15 protein-coding genes are annotated in these 19,347 nt (G+C 44.0%); 6 read left to right on the top strand and 9 right to left on the bottom strand.

Annotated features, from left to right (window positions below; all coding sequences use genetic code 11):
• Positions 1–84: 84 nt before the first annotated feature.
• Positions 85–1,029, top strand: a complete 945-nt coding sequence (locus SUN_RS04640; protein WP_011980587.1) for an AEC family transporter — start codon at positions 85–87, stop codon at positions 1,027–1,029.
• A gap of 108 nt (positions 1,030–1,137) precedes the next feature.
• Here SUN_RS04640 and SUN_RS04635 read toward each other — a convergent pair whose 3' ends face one another.
• The 9 genes from SUN_RS04635 to SUN_RS04595 all read right to left on the bottom strand — a co-directional run bounded on the left by SUN_RS04635 (position 1,138) and on the right by SUN_RS04595 (position 11,839).
• Positions 1,138–2,112, bottom strand: coding sequence for an ABC transporter ATP-binding protein (locus SUN_RS04635; RefSeq protein WP_011980586.1), 975 nt, complete (start codon positions 2,110–2,112; stop codon positions 1,138–1,140).
• Positions 2,097–3,050 carry an ABC transporter ATP-binding protein gene (locus tag SUN_RS04630; protein WP_011980585.1) on the bottom strand — a complete coding sequence of 318 codons (954 nt, stop codon included), beginning with the start codon at positions 3,048–3,050 and terminating at the stop codon, positions 2,097–2,099. Before SUN_RS04630 ends, SUN_RS04635 begins: the two co-directional genes overlap by 16 nt.
• On the bottom strand, positions 3,047–3,880 hold the full coding sequence (locus tag SUN_RS04625; protein ID WP_148154641.1) for an ABC transporter permease: 834 nt from the start codon (positions 3,878–3,880) through the stop codon (positions 3,047–3,049). Before SUN_RS04625 ends, SUN_RS04630 begins: the two co-directional genes overlap by 4 nt.
• Positions 3,881–3,897: 17 nt before the next feature.
• Positions 3,898–4,851, bottom strand: coding sequence for an ABC transporter permease (locus SUN_RS04620; protein WP_011980583.1), 954 nt, complete (start codon positions 4,849–4,851; stop codon positions 3,898–3,900).
• Entirely contained in the window at positions 4,848–6,401 is a 1,554-nt protein-coding gene (locus tag SUN_RS04615; protein WP_011980582.1) for an ABC transporter substrate-binding protein, read from the bottom strand. Before SUN_RS04615 ends, SUN_RS04620 begins: the two co-directional genes overlap by 4 nt.
• A 160-nt stretch (positions 6,402–6,561) precedes the next feature.
• Positions 6,562–8,172: a bifunctional metallophosphatase/5'-nucleotidase gene (locus SUN_RS04610; RefSeq protein ID WP_011980581.1), complete on the bottom strand. Its 1,611-nt coding sequence runs from the start codon at positions 8,170–8,172 to the stop codon at positions 6,562–6,564.
• Positions 8,173–8,513: 341 nt separating this feature from the next.
• A complete protein-coding gene (locus SUN_RS04605) occupies positions 8,514–9,152 on the bottom strand; it encodes a porin family protein (protein ID WP_011980580.1) in 639 nt (212 codons plus the stop codon).
• A gap of 93 nt (positions 9,153–9,245) precedes the next feature.
• Positions 9,246–10,619: an OprD family outer membrane porin gene (locus SUN_RS04600; RefSeq protein WP_011980579.1), complete on the bottom strand. Its 1,374-nt coding sequence runs from the start codon at positions 10,617–10,619 to the stop codon at positions 9,246–9,248.
• Positions 10,616–11,839 carry a phosphatidylserine decarboxylase gene (locus tag SUN_RS04595; RefSeq protein WP_011980578.1) on the bottom strand — a complete coding sequence of 408 codons (1,224 nt, stop codon included), beginning with the start codon at positions 11,837–11,839 and terminating at the stop codon, positions 10,616–10,618. The genes SUN_RS04600 and SUN_RS04595 overlap by 4 nt, the downstream gene beginning before the upstream one ends.
• Before the next feature lie 311 nt (positions 11,840–12,150).
• Here SUN_RS04595 and SUN_RS04590 point away from each other — a divergent pair, with 311 nt between their 5' ends.
• The 5 genes from SUN_RS04590 (at position 12,151) to SUN_RS04570 (ending at position 19,278) form a co-directional block, all read left to right on the top strand.
• Positions 12,151–13,893: a dipeptidase gene (locus SUN_RS04590; protein WP_011980577.1), complete on the top strand. Its 1,743-nt coding sequence runs from the start codon at positions 12,151–12,153 to the stop codon at positions 13,891–13,893.
• Positions 13,894–13,930: 37 nt separating this feature from the next.
• On the top strand, positions 13,931–15,247 hold the full coding sequence (locus SUN_RS04585) for an alpha/beta hydrolase family protein (protein ID WP_011980576.1): 1,317 nt from the start codon (positions 13,931–13,933) through the stop codon (positions 15,245–15,247).
• Positions 15,248–15,252: 5 nt separating this feature from the next.
• Positions 15,253–16,521, top strand: a complete 1,269-nt coding sequence (locus SUN_RS04580) for an alpha/beta hydrolase family protein (RefSeq protein WP_011980575.1) — start codon at positions 15,253–15,255, stop codon at positions 16,519–16,521.
• Positions 16,522–16,636: 115 nt separating this feature from the next.
• The gene (locus SUN_RS04575; protein WP_011980574.1) at positions 16,637–18,478 is read left to right on the top strand and encodes a phosphatidylserine decarboxylase; all 1,842 of its coding nucleotides are present in this window, start codon (positions 16,637–16,639) and stop codon (positions 18,476–18,478) included.
• 71 nt (positions 18,479–18,549) lie between these two features.
• Entirely contained in the window at positions 18,550–19,278 is a 729-nt protein-coding gene (locus SUN_RS04570; RefSeq protein ID WP_011980573.1) for a hypothetical protein, read from the top strand.
• The last annotated feature ends 69 nt before the right edge of the window (positions 19,279–19,347 follow it).

The following is a 19,347-nucleotide window of genomic DNA, read 5'->3' as shown; positions in this document are numbered from 1 at the left end:
AAACCTTATGGAATATTTAAATAGATTATACCACGAATGGGTGAAAAGGTCACCTCTAAAGCTTAGAAAGCTATAATATAGATTATGAATGCCTATTTACATACCCTCACATCCATTCTTGTCATAGCCTGTGTCATTTTACTGGTTGTGATGTTGCGAAAAAGAGGGGTGCTGCATCAGGAAAACGGTATCCTTTTTTCTCAGCTTGTCATACAGGTCACACTGCCGGCTCTCATTTTTGATGCACTCTCAAGGTCTACATTCGAATGGCAGTATATTCTTCTTTTCCTCTATATGTTCATCTCTGAAATGATACTGCTTGTCATTGCTTGGATCTTTGGAAAAATATTGCAACTGGAACGGAGCCAAATGGGTTCTTTTCTACTGGCATCAGCTTTCGGCAGTTCAGCCCTATTGGGCTATCCGCTTATTATGGAGCTTTTCCCAGGCAATGTGACCGCCCTTACAGAGGGAACTTTTGTTTCAGAGTTTGGTGTGGGATTGCCGCTTTTTACTGTGGGAGTGATGGTCGCCATACATTACGGACAGGAACAGCAGACAAAACGTGCTTTATTCAGCAGCGCCTTTCTTTTTTTCAAATCTCCTATTTTTATTGCCATTGTTACCGGCTTACTCTGGTCTTTTTCCCCGCTTGGTACAACAGGTATTTTTCTCACACCACTTTTTGAAGCACTCCACATCATAGCCAAAGCCAATACTTTTCTGGTAGCCCTGACCGTAGGGGTTCTTTTGAGTTTTTCTTCCCTGCACAGTATCATGTGGCTTGCACTCGTCACTATAGTCATCAAGCTCATTATCAGCCCCCTGCTGGTCTATCTGCCTGCAAGTATGATGTCTTTGGAGCCATGGCAGCTTCAGGTTCTGCTGCTGGAAGCTGCCATGCCCTCGGCAATGCTCAGTGTCGTACTCGCCAAACGTTACGGTTGCGATGCCAAACTGGCAGCCAAACTGGTTTTCATTACACTTACAGGCAGTTTATTCACAGTTTCTTTTATGATAGGGCTATAAAGTCCAAAATTTTGAATTAGAAAATTCAATGCAAAACTTTTAATCGTCCATCAACAGATTTGGGATCCTGTATTTTTTGACTTTCCATACGGTTGCCAGAGAGGAACCTTAGTCCTGTACTTTTGGGCATCGTACCATGTGTCCACTACCGTTGTCTGTCAGTTCCGGATGAAGTGCTTCACAGCTTTCATCTTTCAGTGCACACCTGCTGGCAAAAAAACATCCTTTGGGGAGGTCGATCGGTGTCTGTATCTCGCCTGCCTGCAAAACACTTTCGGCAATGACAGAGTTGTGCAGTGTCGGTATGACAGAGAAAAGCATTTTTGTGTAGGGGTGTTTAGGGTTGTCAAAAAGTGCCTCTTTGGATGCGTACTCCACGATCTCACCAAGATACATGACCGCAACATGGTCGCTGATATGTTTGACCACACTGAGATCATGGGTGATGAACAGCAGCGTCAGATTGTACTTTTTTTGCAGATCGGAGAGCAGGTTGAGTATCTGTGCCTGTATGGAAGCATCGAGTGATGCCACAGGCTCATCCGCCAGAATAAGTTCCGGTTTCAGTATGATGGCTCTGGCAATGGCGATCCTTTGCCTTTGTCCGCCGGAAAACTGATGGGGATAACGTTCAAGGTAATCTGTATTGATACCTACCTCTTCGCATAGGGAATGGATCACTTCCCTTCTTTCATCTTTATCCATATCGGTATGTACCTTCAGTGGCTGCTCCAGAATGGTTTTGATTTTTTTCTTCGGGTTAAGTGAAGCGTAGGGATCCTGGAAGATCATTTGGATCTCTTTTTGCAGGGAACCTCTTTGCAGAGGTGAGCGCATTGCGATATCTTTTTCATGAAAACAGACAGAGCCTTGTGTCGCTCGGTAAAGCCCAAGTATAACCTTGCCGATGGTCGTTTTTCCGCAACCGCTTTCTCCTATAAGAGAGAGTGTTTTGCCCCTGGAGATATCGAAACTAATTTTATTGAGGGCATGGAGCTCTTTTTTACTGAAGGTACTTGCATTGACATCAAAAACCTTTTCTACTTCTTTAACTTCGAGTAGCGTATCTAAATTTTGTGGCAATAGACGATCCTTTCTCCCAAAACATGTTTTTGCGGATAAACATCACACTGGCTATCAGCAATCGGACATCTCTCCTTGAAGTAACAACCCTGTGGCAGATCAAACAGCGAAGGCATATCTCCGGGGATCTGATAGAGCCTCTCCTGTTCTTTGTCCAGCGAAGGCAGACAGGCAATCAACCCCTGTGTATAGGGATGTTTCGGGTCGGATAAAATCTCCTGCCTGCTGCCGTACTCCACGATCCTGCCTGCATACATGACGGCTATCGAGTCACAAAGCTGTGAAATCACCGCAATGTCATGACTGATAAAGATCATGGAAGATCCAAAATCACTGCACAGCTGCTTCATTATATAAAGGATTTGTGCCTGTATCGTCACATCGAGGGCTGTAGTGGGTTCATCGGCAATGAGTATCTGTGGATTGTTCAACATGGCAATGGCGATGACGATTCTCTGCTTCATACCGCCCGAGAGCTGGTGGGGATAGCTCTGCATTCTCTGCCGGGCAGAAGGAAGTCCCACCCGTTGAAGCATAGCCATACTCACAGCGTAAGCCTTTTTGTGTGTCAATGAAGGTTGATGGTATCGAAGTGTCTCCGTGAGCTGCTCTCCTATAGTCAGTACTGGATTGAGAGAGGTCTGGGCATCCTGAAAGATCATGGCTATCTCGTTGCCCCGTATATTCTGCAGTGCAGCCTCATCCAGTTTAGTCAAATCTTTCCCGTCAAAAAGCACCTCCCCTTCAACAATCTTTCCAGGTTTGTCTATCAGATTCAGTATGGAAAATCCGGTCATCGATTTTCCAGCTCCCGATTCTCCTACGATACCAAGGATCTCACCTTTTTGAAGGGAGAAACTGTTACCGTCAACCGCTTTGGCAAGCCCTCTGGGAGTATCAAAGTAGGTTTTCAGATTTTTTACTTTCAAAAGTATCATACTCTTTCCCCTTTAGGATTCAGTACTTCTCTGAGTCTGTCACCCATAAGGTTGATGGAAATGATCAGGAGCATCAGCACCACTCCAGGGAAAACGGAGCCCCACCAATATCCGCTAAAAAGAACTTGATAGCCATTGGAGATGAGGGTACCGAGGGAGGGCTCGGTAACAGGAACACCGACACCTAGAAAACTCAGTGTTGTTTCTAGGATGATGGCATAGGCGACCCGGACAGTCGCCAGGACAATGATGGGTGAAACGACGTTTGGCAGTATCTCGGTAAAGAGGATGGGAAAACTCCCCATACCCAGTGCCTGGACCGACTGGACATACTCTTTTTCTTTTTCCAGCAGTATACTGCTGCGGACAGTTCTTGCATAGTAAACCCAGCTTACGATGGTAATGGCAAAAATAATTTTATTGATACCCGTTCCCCAAAGGGCCATAATGATCAATGCGATCAGTATGGCGGGGAAAGAGAGTTGAATATCGGCAATTCGCATAATGAGTGTATCGATCCACCCGCCATAATAGCCTGAAACCAATCCCAGAAAAACCCCTGCAATAACGGAGAGAACCGTACTGACAACACCGACATAAAGTGATGTTCTCAAGCCATAAAGTATGGCAGAATAGATGTCTCTTCCCTGCTCATCCGTTCCCAGCCAAAATGCATGACTGGGCGGCTTGAAACTGTTTTGCAGATAAAGCTGGGTGAGTTCATAGGGATTTTGGTATGCAAAGAGTGAAGGATGAAGCGAAAGGATGACAAACAGGGCAAAAAGTATCAATCCTGCTGCGGCCGTTTTGTCTTTGAAAAAATTCAGCATAAATTCATTTTTAAAATTCAAGATAGTCTCACTCTCGGATCCACCCAGGTATAAAGTATATCGACAATGAAATTGATCAAAATAAAGATCAATGCGACGACCAGCAGATAGGCAATAACGACAGGTCTGTCCAGATTTTGGATCGAATCGATGATCAGCTTACCAGTTCCCGGCCATGCAAATATCGTTTCAGTGACAATGGTAAAGGCAATAAGCTGGCCAAACTGTATGCCGATAACGGTGATCAAAGGAAGCAAGGTGTTCTTGAAGGCATGACGATAGACAATAACTTTTCGCGGCAGACCTTTGGCCGTAGCAAATTTGACATAGTCCTCTGTCAACACTTCCCTCATACCACTTTGGGTCAGTCTGATAATCAGTGCCAGTTGAAAGAGTGAAAGTGTGGTGACAGGCATGATGAGATGCTTGATGCCATCCCAGGTAAAAACACTGCTGAATAGATAGACCTCTCCTCTGCCCGATGATGGAAGAATTTCAAATACAACGGAAAAAATCAGTACGAGCATCATGCCTATCCAAAAAACCGGTATGGAAATACCCGTAAGCGAAAAAAGCATGATTGCTTTGCTTTTCAATGAATCTGGGTCCATGGAAGATATGACACCCAGAGGGACTCCCAAAAGAATTGAAACGCCCATAGCCAGAATGGCAAGCTCCAGTGTCGCGGGCAGTCTCTCAAGTACAATGTCCAATGCCGGTTCACCGTAAATGAAAGAATTCCCTAGATTTCCGTGTGAAAGCTGTATCATAAAACTTTTATATTGTGTCAGGAAAGAGCCATCCAGTCCGAGTGTATGCCGCATTTGCGCCACTTCCTGTGCCGTGGCATCCGGTGGCAACAAGAGCTGCAGAGGGTCGCCGGCTTTATACATAATAAAAAATGCGATAAAGCTGACAGCGAGCATTACAAGAAAGGAGTTGAACAGCCGACTTATAACATATCGTATCATTGTTTCTCCTTCATATTTGGTTGAATATCATAAGCCCATATTTTACCATCCAGCCGCGGCTGAAAAGCAATGGTTTTTTTTGCAGCATAGAGATCAACCTGAAAGTGCAGAGGAATGATGCACTGTTCCTGCAAAAGAGCCGTTTTCTGTACCTCCTGTAAATAATGGAGTCTTTTTTTCGGCTGCATGATATCTGCCGATGCTTCAATGAGCTTATCAACTTTGGCATTGGAAAATCTGCCGTAGTTATATCTTCCGTATCCTTTTTTTTCATTATAGGAGTGAATACATGCGTTGAGCATTGAGCTGAGATCACCGTCACTGTTCTCCCACCCCACGAGAAAAAAGCTGGTATTCAAACTGCTTATTTGAGAGAAAAACCGTGATTTTGGTATAGCATTAACGCTGACTCTGATACCGATTTTTGCCAGGGATGAAGCAACAGCCTCTGTGATCTGTGCATCTTGGACATAGCGGTTGTTGGGAGAATCTATCTGCACATCAAAGCCGTCAGGATAACCCGCTTCGGCAAGTAGCTCCTTTGCCTTTTTGGGATTGTAGGAGACTCTTTTTATTGCGGGGTCCGAACCAAATACGGCACTTGGACTGAATTGCGCAGCCGGCTTTGCAAATCCGTGCATAATATATTTTACAATACCCTCTTCATTGATACCATAATAAATAGCCTGTCTTACTTTTAATTCTTTAAAAGGGTTTTTTCCTGTTGGACTTTTCATATGAGGTGAATGGTTGCGAAACTGGTCCATCTGCAGATAGATCAGTCTCAATCCGGGCTGTTCAAAAAAACGGACATCGCTGTTTTTCTTGACTCTCTTGACCTCAGTGACTGGAACTCTGTTTATCAGATCAACCTCTCCGCTCAGGATCGCGGCGACCCGGGTAGGGTCATTGCTTAGAGGTTTGAAAATCAGTTCGTCAAAAGGAGCTCTCCCCTGCCAATAGGCAGGGTTTGCTTTCATGGCTATATGGTCGCCCCTGCTCCATGAAAGCAGGGCATAAGGCCCGGTGCCTACAGGATGATTGGCGATCCAGTCATCGGATTTGCCTTTCAATGTCTCTTTATCGAGTATCTTGACATAGGTCATTTTCTTTAAAAATACGGGAAAGGGCCGTTTGGTAATAAATTTGACAGTATAGTCATCTATTTTTTGGGCGGAAACGATCATATTCACCTTGTCCTGGAAGCCAGACTTTGCCCAATGTTTGATACGGTCAAAAGAGAAAACGACATCGTCCGCATTGAAGGTATTCCCGTTGTGAAAACGGATACCTTTTCTTAAATTCAGTATCCACTCAGTTGGCCGTGGATTGCTCCACGATGTTGCCAGATCTGGATGGATCTTCAAATCTTTGTCAAAAGAAACCAACCCGTCAAACATGTTGGACAAAATAGAAGAGGTCGCTACTTCATCTTTGAAATACGGATCCATACTGAGCGCATCGGAGGCAACACCTATCTTCAGAGTTTTTGCATCTGTAACAGAAGTTGCAAACAGGGTAAAAAATAGAAAGATAAATATTTTTTTCATACCCTAATCCCCCTCTTCTTATTTTACTTCTACTCCAATTCCAATAAGTTATTGGAGAAATAGCACAATCTTTAAATATTTCCACTTCTGCAATCTGGTCCCCAAATTTATTACCATCATAAAAAATATACGAATAATATTAAGACACTCTAAATTTCTGTCAAGGCAAGATTTTCAATCGTCCATCAACAGGTTTGGGATCCATTACTGTATGTTTTTCCAGATATCCTGCCATGACCGTATAAAACGTCGTATAGGTATTCTTTTTGTCCGTACCATACTGTTCAAACCAGAAGTAACCGTCACCGGAATGTGTGACAAGGTAAGCGTTTGATAACACTTTATATACCTTGTCATCTTCCACAGGTGCCAATGACCCGTCCGGCATGACAATGTCTATATTGCTTACCCTCTCCCCTGCCTGCTCAATGGTCCATGAACCGTCATCATTATGTTTGATCACCTGTGGCTGCTTACTGAGATCTATCGTATAGTGTATGCCGGAAACCTGCATCAACCCGCCTCGCCCATAGGAAGCCGCACTGTGCTCCAGTATCTGTTGCAGGTATTTTCCCTTGATATTCATCATATATGCATTATTTGAAAATTCATCGATCTCATGAAGCATGGTATCAGTAATGTTACCCGGAGGATAAACCTTTTTACCTCTGAAAGCACCTCCATTGTTCATGACTATATCTACAGAAAACTTATCGCGCAACAGGTCATTTATCAGGTCGGCTACACTGGATTCACCTTTTCTCAATGCATCTGTCGTCAAGTCCCATTCAACGGTTGTTTTTCCCAAAACAACTGTTGCCGGCAATTGTGCTTTATAGGCTTCAAGTATTGTCTCTACTTTTTTATCTGCGGTTATGGGATCAATGACAGGAATCAAAAAATATTCAGCCTCTTCTTTTTTGATACGATGATTGTTGTCAAGATGAAGAAGCAGTTTGAGCACATAGGAGCCCTCTTCTCCGCCATTTACGATCAGTGTATCACCTACCCGAACCAGCTGTTTGGTCACTTCATGGGAGTGGCCTCCGAATATCACATCGATACCTTCTACTTTTTGGGCAATTGATTTGTCCTGATCCAACCCTATATGTGTTACAGCTATAATGATATCGCACTGTTCACCTTTCAGTACTTCAACCATCTTCCTGGCCGATACAGTATTGTCAGCACTGAGCTTGACTTTTCCCGGGCTTGTAATAAGGGGAAGATCTTCAGTCATCAGAGAGAAAAAACCTATTTTGGCACCATTGGCATTGACGATCTTATAGGAAACACACCTCCCTTCCAATGCAGTACCTTCCACTATAAGGTCTGAACATATCGTATCAAACGAGGCATAGTCTAAAGACTTGGCAAATACCTCTGTTCCCTTGTCAAACTCATGATTACCGGGGGCATACACTCCATAGCCGCTTTCACTCATTAGCGAATAAATGGCTTCTCCCTTGAATGTATGAAAATACCGCCCCATCAGGTCATCTCCACTTGAAAGAACAAAGGTACCGGAAGGGTTTTCTGATTTGGCCTGCTTTAGAACAGAGGCTATCCTGCTGATACCTCCTCCCATTATCTCCACTTTAGAGCCATTGATCTCATATTCTTGTTTAAACGGTTCCATCAAACCCTGTATATCAGCTGTTCCTACAATGGTAATTTGATCTTTCTGTGAAGTTGCAGAAGTACATCCTGAAAAAACGATGCTTACAGAAATTAGTAGAATGAAGAGCAGGATATTTTGTTTTTTGTGCATTGTGAACCGCTACTCCTTTTTAACATTGCAGCAAAAACAAAGGATGTTTTTGCCACCTTCAGTCTTGAAAACTAAAGGAAATCTCTAATAATAGGTAATACTCACAATGGGTTTTACAAATGTGAGATTGTGCAAGAGATTTTCAAGTCCTAGCCATAGCTAAGACGAAGTAAATATCTTGTGCAAGATTGCGTTTGCAAAACCCACCTTACGGGCATCACTAGCTTTCGCCTATACGTCGTTACTCTTCCTTGACTTAGCTACAGCTAGGCCTTCCAAAGAGTGCCTAGCCTAGACAAAAGCTAGAGATGTTGTGGGTATCACCTATTTTTAGAGGTTCCCTAAAATTTATATGACAATCCAATATTCCAGGAGGACGATTCCACATCGACATCAATGATTTCCCCAAAGGGATTCACATTACCTTTTATAGCCGTATCATCATAGATCCTGACATAATCTGCAAATACCGATATATTTTCTGTCAATGAGTAAGAAGCACCTCCTCCCCATGAAAAAGATGAATCTTTCGGATTATACGGGCCATGTTGTGAATCCTGATGTCCCCAGCCAAGCAGTACATAGACATCGAGTGCTTCTGTTACCGGGTACATCGGTTTAAGATATACACCCCATGCATCAAACTGTGCATCCAAAGTGCGCGTACCTCCTGTAGGGTGGGTTGTTGTGATTTTGTCATCTTTGGTATCCCAGTATCTTGCTTCAACTGCAATATATGGGTTAAATTTGTACCCTGCCTGCAGCATATAGCCATGATAATCCACATCCCCGTATCTTCCGTTTGATATTGCCACTTCATTGTGAACAGCAGCATAAGCCAAACCTACATAGAATCCGGCATCACTACTGACAACCACAGGTATTTCTTCCACAGGTTCAACGGGGGCAATATCCCCTCCCGCCATTGCAAATGCACCCATTGCACAAAACACCGCTACTGTTAATTTAATATTTTTCATCACTGTACCTCTCCTTTTTTATTATTACGAGCATCTATAGTTATAAGATGTGCCCTTATTTTTATTGTACACCAAGTAGTCTTAGAGAGTTATCTAAAAAGAATAATTGACAATAAACCTCATGTCTGTAATATCATCATAGACATGAAGAAAATTAAATCCGTGCAGATCTTCATAGGCTCTGAAATCATAATTTGTATCAAAATCGATATAGGCGGCTTCTATTTTGAACTGTAGTTTCTTATTCCATTCGGGTCTGTATTTTATGATCATATCGTATTCATGATTATCCTGATCAGCAAAAATATCTGTCAATTTGTTTGGCAGATCAAATTTACCGGCATACAGTGAGAAGTTCAGGCCGTAAAACGGAAAATCATATTCCACGGTGATGACATTGCTTATTGTGCCTCCCTGGTCGGCTCCGTTATACATCAAACCACTGTAAAGTTGGTTGGCACCCCACATATCGATAATGCTGCCGCCGTCCAGAGAATTTTCATCATATTTTGTTTTATTGAACGCATAAGTAAAAGTAAATGTATCATAGACACTTGTCAGTTTGGCACCGTAACTATAGGTATCGATACTGCCGGCAACATGCGCTCCGACATCGTCCTGCTTGACAAACTGAACTCCGAGACTATTGATAAAACGACCTGCTTGAAAAGTATAAGAGCCGACAGCATATACAAAATTGACAAAATCCGATACATAATAGTTCCAAAGTTCCAGATCCGTTTGTTTCTCTTTATAGGCTATCGAAGCTAAATAAAGGTTCTTTGGGGGCCCTATGTAGTTTCCATTGCTGTCATAATGAGCCGGATTGTAGTCACCCCGTATCGGATTCCTGTCAACAGTTTCCTCTTTGAGAAGATCTTTAGATGCGTTGACAAAATCTATATATGTTGTGGAAACCAACGTCTTGACACCAGATACGATAGCTGCACGCAATGTAATATTTTCATAATCCCTGTTCTCCAGGATCACCGCTTCATACGTATAAGGTGTCATACGGATATCATTGTCTGACAAAAACTGATATTCATTCAATCGTTGTCTTCCCACCTTGAGTACTGTCTCGCCATATGCCCATTTTACAAATGCTTCACCCAGGACACTGTAACCACTCTGATCATCTTTTAGCAGTTGAAGTCCGCCTTCACTTGGCGGATTATGAAAAAGGGGTTGTGATGTATAAAAAGTGGCTCCGGCACTCAAATGATAGAAAGAACCCGTCTCAAACGTAAAGTATCCACCTATTGCATTGGAAGCTTTGTGAGATGAGTGTCGTACTTTAAAAATACCCATGGAGTCCTCTACCAGTTCATCATACCCCCTCTTCATCATGTAGGAGCGTAACTGCCCTTTGAATACAGTCTCTTCAAAGGCAGATGATAATGTATCACCGGCTGACAGGAAAATTGCCCCTCCTGCAAGCAGTCCCCCAATTGCCATATATCTCATGGAGTATCAAAAGTACCTATCTGATTTCCGAGCCGGACTCTGATGGCGTCCGATTTGAACTTCCCTTTTTCAAAGAACATTATGAAGAGTGATCCTCCATACAGAAAATAACCTAATTCATCCCCTCTTTTGACGGGAACCGGCCTGGTCATATTTTTATACTTCTTATTGAAAACGATAGAACCGATATTGCTCAAGCCGACTGCCACCATGCCGACATATCCGTATTTACCGGTATCTCCGATAAAGTATCCCCGTTTATAGCTGCTGAACTGATTGAAATCCGTACCGTAATAGCCGACATTGCCGTATTTTGGCACAAAGGAGGGGAAGTCGTCCATGCCCAACAGGGCACCCCTGATAATTTTGGATTCAACTATCTTTCCATCTATGGGTGAATGGTAGTGGTGATAGGTATTTGGCATCAGGACACATGATACTGCCGTACCGCCCAAAAACTTTTTATAGTATCTCGAATCATCAAACATCTGTTTGAGATTGAGTTTCTGGTGTCCCTTGGTTGCAATCAGTGTGTTTTCATCGATCAAAACCTGGGGAATAGAATTGATAATGCAGTCTGTAGGTGCTGTGATAACATAGTCACGATTTGGCATCGTCTGGGGACGGCTCTCTTTGTGATCTTTCAATCTTCTTGAAAAAAATTGATTAAAAGTTTTGAACCCGCCAGTATCCGCTTTGGGATCAGGCAAGGCATAATCCTCTTTTTCGATCCTGTCATCATTAAGCCATTCGGCAATATATCTTCCGGAGGCCGGTGTATCCATGAAGTGGCCATACTCTTTCATATAGTTACCAAAAAGCTTCATTCCTGTTTTGCTTTGAAACAATGTTTTGGCAAAAGGGTTTTTATAGCTGAACATATCCATCTCCTGAATATATTTCAAGCCGTCATCCCCACTCCCTATAGCTTTTGGCAGAAACTCGCACCACTCTTCAAGAAAAGGCGGCAGGTCTTTGTAGCTTTTGCCTATCCAGGGGTTTCCGCCACGCATATAGCCTTCCGGAGCTTCAACCATATGCGTAAAAGATTGGTCCATTAATAATTTGAATACTTTATCCTTTTTGTATGTTTCATCTATTTTTTTAATCGACTGATAACAAGGGTTCTTTGCATCCAGATGAGCTGCATAGAGCGATAGGGTGTTTGCCAAGAGCGCAATACCTATTAGCTTGATTAAACGGTTCAATATTCTGTTCATAATTCATTCCTCCTTCAATTAGTGTACATTTATTATGCTGAAGTTTAACCCGGATTATGCATTAGAGATTACAGAACGCTACGCAAACCATTGCACCGTGGACACTTACGGAAAACCATCAATGCACCTACGGGTGCACCTCAAGTTTTCCACAAATACCCACAGCACAAGCGTTTGGCAGACTTCAAGTAATTCTAATACATAATCCGGGTTTAAGAAATAATTTTGTGAAACTACTATATCATCATACAGTATAAGCTATGACATCCAAACGCGTGATGTTTTACCAGAGATGGTTGAAAGGCTAAAAAATGAAAGTATCTATCAGACAGCTGACTCTCTTCACACTGCTCAGCTCAATCCCTCTCTTCTCCTGCACTACAATGATCATCACAAAGGGAGCCAGCAAGGACGGTTCCGTCTTTGTCGCGCACTCTGATGACAGCGAAATGTTCGATAACCGTCTGGTCTATGTCCCGGCCGCAGATCACAAAGAGGGCTCAACACGACCTGTTTATTATGATCCCTCTTCACTGGGTAGCAGACCGGAATACAATGCCAATGTCCTGAGGCGATATATTGGTACTCATAGAGGACCTATCTATGTGGACAATGATATGCCCCAAAGCATCCCTCTGGGCTTCATCCCCCAAGTAGCACACACCTATGCCTATATGGATGGCAGCTATGGATTGATGAATGAGCATCAGTTGATGATGGGCGAAGCGACCAATGGTTCCAAGGTGACGCTGGAGCCCGAGCCTGGTAAAAGAATATTTTACAGTGCCGAATTGGCTCGTGTCGCAATGGAGCGCTGCAAAACAGCCAGATGCGCCATCAAGCTTATGGGGGAGCTGATCGACACCTATGGCTATTATGGTACGGGGGAAGTGCTGCCTGTTGCTGATACCAAAGAGGGATGGGTCTTTGAGATGGCACCCAGCCCGGACAAAAGCAAGGGACTATGGGTAGCCAAAAAAGTTCCCGACGGCGAGATCTTCGTCGCGGCCAACGAGTTCCGTATCCGTGAAGTCGATCCGAATGATCCTGATATGATGTATTCCAAAAATCTTTTTGATGTCGCAAAAAAGCATCAATGGTGGAATCCCAAAAAAGGAAAACTTGACTGGCTGCGTACTGTCAGCGAAGGAGAGTACAGCCACCCCTACTACTCACTCCATCGTGTCTGGAGGCTACAATCCAAGATCGCACCTTCACTCAAACTCTCCCCTTGGGTCAAAGACGGTTTTACCAGGAAGTACCCCTTCTCCATCAAACCTGATAAAAAACTGGGTGTACAGGATGTCATAAACCTTTATAGAGATTATTATCAGGGGACGGAATTTGATCAAAGCAAGGGTATCACTGCCGGGCCTTTTGAAAACCCCTATCGTTATACAGGCCCGATGGATGCCAGCGGTGATACAGGCAAACTGACCGGACGTAAAGGTGCCTGGGAGCGTCCTCTCTCTATTTACCGTTCGGGATATACCTATGTGGCCCAAGCGCGCAGTTGGCTGCCTGACCCTGTCGGTGGACTGTTTTGGTTTGCTCCGGATGAGCCAATGAGTTCTGTTATCACACCCTTTTATGTAGGTGCACATGACCCTGTGCCGAAGCCGTACTATACCGGTTTCAGTGACAAGTTTGATCAAGAAAGTGTCTGGTGGGCTTTTAACTTCGTAGCCAACTGGGCTGCGATCAAATACAGCTACATTATCCAGGACATCAAAGAGAAGCAGAACGAGTTGGAACTTGCGGCCATAGAAGGGACCAAAGCAATCGAAAAGTCTGCTCTTGAAGTCTATAAGAAAGATCCGGAACAAGCCAAAGCAATGCTCAGTGAATTTTCACGCAATACGGCGATGAATGTCTATCGTACCTGGTGGAAACTTGCCTGGAAGCTGGTAGCCAAATACAGTGACGGTTATGTCAATGAACCGGGGAAGATGGCACAGGAAGTTGGCTATCCCAAAGCCTGGTACAAACGCTCCGAGTGGAAGAATGGTCCGATCCGTTACGAAAAGCCCAAGAAGATGCACCCGGGGGATTAAACATTTCCCGAATTTCTTCCATAAAAAGGAGTAAAAAATGAAGTTTTTAAATGCACTTGGTATCTGCCTGTTCTTTGCATCACTGCACAGTTCGGTGTATGCCAAAGAGGAGGCTCCTATGAGGAACAAAGACGCATCGGCAATATCGGCACAGAAAGAGAACTATGACGCACACCGTTCCTATGTAAGTTACCATTTTGAAGATGAAGAGATGGATTTCGCTTTTCAGTGGCTCCTTGGCAGCTTATCGAACGGCGGTGCCGAACTTGGAGAAGCATTTTATGCTGCCGGCAATATTACAGATGGCGATCCGAAAAGCTGGCAAAACGAATGGGAAAAGATGGCTCAGAGGAAAGAGTCCCGTGCCAAAGCCGCTCTTGAAAAAGGCCATAAGGCTACTGCCCGTGAAGCGTATCTGAAAGCCTCCAATTATTACAGAACGGCACTGGTCTCTATACTGCCGGACAATCCCAAGTTCAACACACTTGGCAAAAAGACCCGCTTCTGCATGAAAGAAGCCGGAAAACTGTACGACCCTCCAATGACCTACTTTGAAGTTCCTTTTGAAAAAACAAAGCTCCCCGGGTATTACCACCCCGTCAAAAAAGACGGTAAACCTCGCAAGACGCTTTTGATGATAGGTGGCGGCGAGACTTTTATGGAGGACCTTGTCTTTTACATTGAACCTCAGACGATCAAGCGCGGATACAATTTTATCACCGTGGACCTGCCCGGCCAGGGAATGCTCCCCGCCCAGGGAGAGTTTTTCAGAAAAGATACCGAAACCCAGATGAAAGCTGTTTTGGATGTTGTTTTGAAGTTCCCCGAAGTAGATCCTGAACAACTGGCCGTGTTCGGTATCAGTAACGGCGGCTACTTCGTTCCGCGTGCGGCGACAGTAGAAAAGCGGATCAAGGCAATTATTGTCAGCAGTGCCGTTGTCGACAACTACCGTATGTTCAAAGAGATGCCTTTTTCCAAAGATACGCAAAAACAGATCGACCAGTGGCCGCCGTTCAAGAAGGCGGTGACCTCTGCAGTGACTTGGCGCTGGGGGCTTGACCCTGAAAATGTCAAAGGGCAAATCGAAGCCAACAAAGGGTTTCAGTTTGATCCAGCCAAGGTTACCAGTCCGGTACTGGATCTTGTCGGGGCGGGAGAGTATGCCAACAAAGAGACTGAACGGCAGCAAAAAGAGTTTATGGACAAAGTAGGAACCAAGAACAAAACACTGGTGATCACTCCGGAAAATGAAGGGGCCTCTTCTCACTGTATCGGCGAGAATAGAACCCTGATGGCTGAAGTGGTCTTTGACTGGCTTGATGATCTCTTTGGGAATCAATCAAAGGAATGATTATAATGCTAAATTTACGGATCCTTTTTTTAGCTTTGAGCATTCTTTTTTCTACTGTTTTCGTTCAGGGAGTGGAATGCATCTTTAAGGATCCACAATATTCCTTTCAGACGCTCAGAACTATAGGCTACAGCAGCACAGGGGGTGCAGATATCGGAGAGTGTTTGAGTACAGTTCGCCGCATTCAGGAAAGCGATAATGAAAGCTGGTACAAAGAGTGGTTAGCGACTGCAAAGCGCCTTGAAAAGAGAGCGGACAAGTTTCTATCAAAAGGGCACATGATAAGTGCAAAAGAGGCATATTTTCGCTCCTCCAACTACTACCGCACTGCGGAATTTTTCCTTCATACTAATCCCAATGATCCACGGATTGTCAAGACTTGGAAAAAGAGCCGTAATACTTTCCTCAAAGCTGCAAAACTCTCCAAAAAACCTATAAAGTTTGTGAAGATACCCTTTGAGGGAACTACTCTGCCAGGTTACCTCTGTCTTGTGGACAACTCCGGCAAAAAGAGACCACTTTTGATCATCCATAGTGGATTTGACGGCACAGCAGAAGAGCTCTATTTTGAAATTGGTCATCTTGCGGTTGAAAGAGAATTCAATGTTCTTTTATTTGAAGGACCGGGACAGGGTGAAGTGATTCGTGTACAGAAGATACCGTTTCGTCCAAACTGGGAAAGTGTAGTGACACCTGTGGTAGATTTTGCTCTGACTCTTCCAGAAGTCAACCCAAAGAGGATCGGGCTCATAGGCATTAGTTTCGGAGGCTATCTTGCTCCACGGGCTGTCTCTTTCGAGCATCGCATTAACCTATGTGTTGCAAATGGAGGAGTATATGATTTTTATGCAAATGTCATCAAAAAATCCCCACCAGACATAAAGAAAATTCTCAACAACAAAAAGGCATCTATAAAGTTCAATAAGGAAATTATGGAAATTATGAACAAAGATGTTGATGTAGGCTGGTTCTTTGCAAACGGTATGTTTACTTTTGGAGCCAAATCTCCGACGGACTTAATTAAAAAATTAAAGCCCTACAATATGAAAGAGAGGGCAACAAAGATACGATGCAAAACTCTGGTGGTTGATTCCGAAGGAGATAAAGATCTTCCCGGACAAGCAAAAGAGCTTTATGACGCCCTGAGATGCCCCAAGACATATCTGCTCTTTACAAAAGATGAAGGTGCTGAAGAGCATTGTCAGATGGGAGCTATCATGATATCCAATGAGAAAATTCTCAACTGGATAGAAGAGAATTGGCATAGCAACTAGTAAATTCTGGCTATAATGATATAGAAAGGAACTCAAGATCAAAACTCCTTTTGAGGCAGTTCAGAGTTGGTTTCAGTTTCAAATGAAACCTAAACTATTGATAGAAGGAAAGAAAATGAAAAAGTTAAAACTGTTTACAGGTATCGTTTTCCTGATTGGAATGATAAGTTCGAGTGTAGTATATGCCGACACATCGCTGGGGGTTAGAATCCCCACCGCCTATTTTGCCACAACCGGTGCTGGTCAGTCCAATGACGGCATACCACCCGATCCCTACGAAACATTCTCTTATGACCTGGCGCTTCAGGATGCCGGCATAGAAAATTTCAATGTGATGTACTACACCTCCGTGCTTCCTCCCCAATCGTATGAGATTTCACTGAAGGAAGCTAAAAAACAGTTTCACCATGGTGCTGTACTGGAATCAATCATGGCAAAAGCCAGCGGCGTCAAAGGCGATACGGTCGTAGCCGGTGTCGGCCGGGTCTGGGCCAAAGATCCTAAAAGCGGCAAAAAAATCGGAGGCTTTGCTGCCGAATATGAATTTGTCTACCACAAAAAGAGAGTAGCACAGGAAGAGGTAAGAAAGAAGGCAAAAGCACAGTTGACAAAATCACTCAAACATGAGTTGTCGATCAGGCATCTGGAACAGGTAGGTGATATGACATACAACATCAAATTTCTGCATATCACCAAAAAATACGGTATGGTGCTATCTCAGCTTGGGTTTGTTAGTTTTATCTATGTGGATCCCATCAAAAAATCAACAGATGCTCAGGCGCACAAGCCAATTACCCAAAAGCTTATCACTCTGCTAAAAAAGAATCCTGAACTCAAAAGGCTTTTGGAAAAATCGATCGCAAAGGCAAAAGTCGTCAACCCGGATACCAAAACCAATCCTGTACAGAATCTCAATGACTATTATGCCTATCTTGACAAAGCTGTCGAATTGATTCCGTCAGAGGTTCTCAAGCACCCCAAGCATCTTCTGCGTGAGCAGATTATGCAGAGTCTCTGTTACTTCTATTTTCTGATCGACCAACCCCTCCCAGAGCTTGAAGGAAAAGGGCTTTACAACAATACGCTCCAATACTATGAGCCTTTCTCTACCTGGACGAGAGCGTTTGCCAACGACTGGGGAATGTTTCTCGATACAGAGAAGTCTTGGAGTAAAAAAACCTATGAGGAGTTCTATAAGGACCCACGATTTGGTTTGGATACCGGATGGTATGAACCCGCAAGCAACTGGAAAACTTTCAACGACTTTTTCAGCCGCTACCTGAAGTCTCCCGAAATGAGACCGATTGCCACACCTGCCGATCCATCGATCGTCGTTGCCCCGGCAGATTCTGTCCCTCAGGGTACCTGGGCTATTGACAAAGACTCCAGGATCAAAGTAGAAGGCGGATTGAAAGTCAAGCTTGCAACCTACTACAGTGTCAAAGATCTGGTTGGTGAAGACAGCCCCTACAAAGATGCATTTGCCAACGGAGTTCTGACACATACCTTCCTCGATGTCAACGACTATCACCGCTACCATTTTGCTGTGAGAGGAGAGATAAAAGAGGTCAAAAATATTGTGAAAAATGTCTCACTGGAAGTAGTCTGGGATGCAAAGCAAGGCAAATATGCCCCCATAGACTCCACAGGCTGGCAGTTTACCCAAACCAGAGGGGTTGTGGTGGTAGATACAGGAAAGTATGGTCTGGTAGCACTGATCCCTATGGGGATGGCTCAGGTCTCTTCTGTCAATTTCGAAGGGGATGTCCGACCCGGTATTGTTCATAAAAAGGGTGATATGCTTGGAAATTTCCTCTTTGGCGGGTCTGATTTTGTCATACTGTTTCAAGACAAAGCAGGATTTGAAATCACAGCATCTAAAACTCCCAACGACACAAATACCTATAAGCATATGCTGATGGGTGAAGCTTATGGGGTAATGAAGGGAAATCAGTAACCGTGAGGATTTGGAGAACTAAAGAAAATGAGTTTGAAAAAAAGGTGGTAAAAATCTATTAAGGAATTGCAATGGAAAAAATGGTGGACTGCCGGGCACTTCGTATTCTAGGTGTATCGGTATCGATTCTTCTGCTTTGGAATGGTGTCTGTGACTATATATACGGTTACTCCTCTCAGCTTAGCGGGGCAGCCTATTTTTCCCCGGCCGTTCTTGATGTTGTCAGTACCGCGGGAGGGCGTCCGCACTGGATGGTGATGATGGCACAGACTGCCGGGTGGCTCTATCCGATTTATGCACTCTCCTATCTGCCTTGGTGGGTCGGAATGCGGCGTGCCGGATTTTGGCTGGGCACCGTACCGCTTCTTCTGCTTGCTTATTCACTGGTGATGATCGGTGGAATTCAGCATGCCGGATGGGCATTTTTGAGTGTGTTGGAACAGGCCAAAGAAGCTGTCGGCAGTAGTGATCCTCTTTTTTTTAATACGGCACAGACCTACATCACTGAACACTTCGTCATGGGTGATCTGACAGCTATGATCGCTTTTAATTTGGGGGCAATCTGGCACGCTGTAGCCTTACTCAGTGGAAAAACAATATTTCCTCGCTGGTTCGTACTTTTTTCACCTTTTGGCGTACTGACTATTACGCTAGTCGCGGGGGCAATCTCCCCTGCACCGATCGCAGGATATTTCATTGCACTGTTCGGTACCTGGTTTATGCTGATACCGCTTATAGCAAGTACCGTCTGGGTACAGCGACATCTATGCCGAGGCAATAAGCCTGATAACTCAAGGTAGGTGAATAATTTTGGACAGCCATATACAATCAGATTATACATCTTTGAAAAATAACCGGTTCTTTCACGG

Source organism: Sulfurovum sp. NBC37-1, from assembly GCF_000010345.1.
Taxonomy (GTDB): domain Bacteria; phylum Campylobacterota; class Campylobacteria; order Campylobacterales; family Sulfurovaceae; genus Sulfurovum.
This window is presented reverse-complemented; position numbering and strand designations above follow the sequence as displayed.

Coding starts and splice junctions, on each gene's coding strand:
- SUN_RS04585 (WP_011980576.1), top strand. CDS start 13,931: ATGAAGTTTTTAAATGCACTTGGTATCTGCCTGTTCTTTGCATCACTG.
- SUN_RS04575 (WP_011980574.1), top strand. CDS start 16,637: ATGAAAAAGTTAAAACTGTTTACAGGTATCGTTTTCCTGATTGGAATG.
- SUN_RS04590 (WP_011980577.1), top strand. CDS start 12,151: ATGAAAGTATCTATCAGACAGCTGACTCTCTTCACACTGCTCAGCTCA.
- SUN_RS04630 (WP_011980585.1), bottom strand. CDS start 3,050: ATGATACTTTTGAAAGTAAAAAATCTGAAAACCTACTTTGATACTCCC.
- SUN_RS04595 (WP_011980578.1), bottom strand. CDS start 11,839: ATGAACAGAATATTGAACCGTTTAATCAAGCTAATAGGTATTGCGCTC.
- SUN_RS04620 (WP_011980583.1), bottom strand. CDS start 4,851: ATGATACGATATGTTATAAGTCGGCTGTTCAACTCCTTTCTTGTAATG.
- SUN_RS04610 (WP_011980581.1), bottom strand. CDS start 8,172: ATGCACAAAAAACAAAATATCCTGCTCTTCATTCTACTAATTTCTGTA.
- SUN_RS04570 (WP_011980573.1), top strand. CDS start 18,550: ATGGAAAAAATGGTGGACTGCCGGGCACTTCGTATTCTAGGTGTATCG.
- SUN_RS04605 (WP_011980580.1), bottom strand. CDS start 9,152: ATGAAAAATATTAAATTAACAGTAGCGGTGTTTTGTGCAATGGGTGCA.
- SUN_RS04625 (WP_148154641.1), bottom strand. CDS start 3,880: ATGCTGAATTTTTTCAAAGACAAAACGGCCGCAGCAGGATTGATACTT.
- SUN_RS04600 (WP_011980579.1), bottom strand. CDS start 10,619: ATGAGATATATGGCAATTGGGGGACTGCTTGCAGGAGGGGCAATTTTC.
- SUN_RS04615 (WP_011980582.1), bottom strand. CDS start 6,401: ATGAAAAAAATATTTATCTTTCTATTTTTTACCCTGTTTGCAACTTCT.
- SUN_RS04580 (WP_011980575.1), top strand. CDS start 15,253: ATGCTAAATTTACGGATCCTTTTTTTAGCTTTGAGCATTCTTTTTTCT.
- SUN_RS04640 (WP_011980587.1), top strand. CDS start 85: ATGAATGCCTATTTACATACCCTCACATCCATTCTTGTCATAGCCTGT.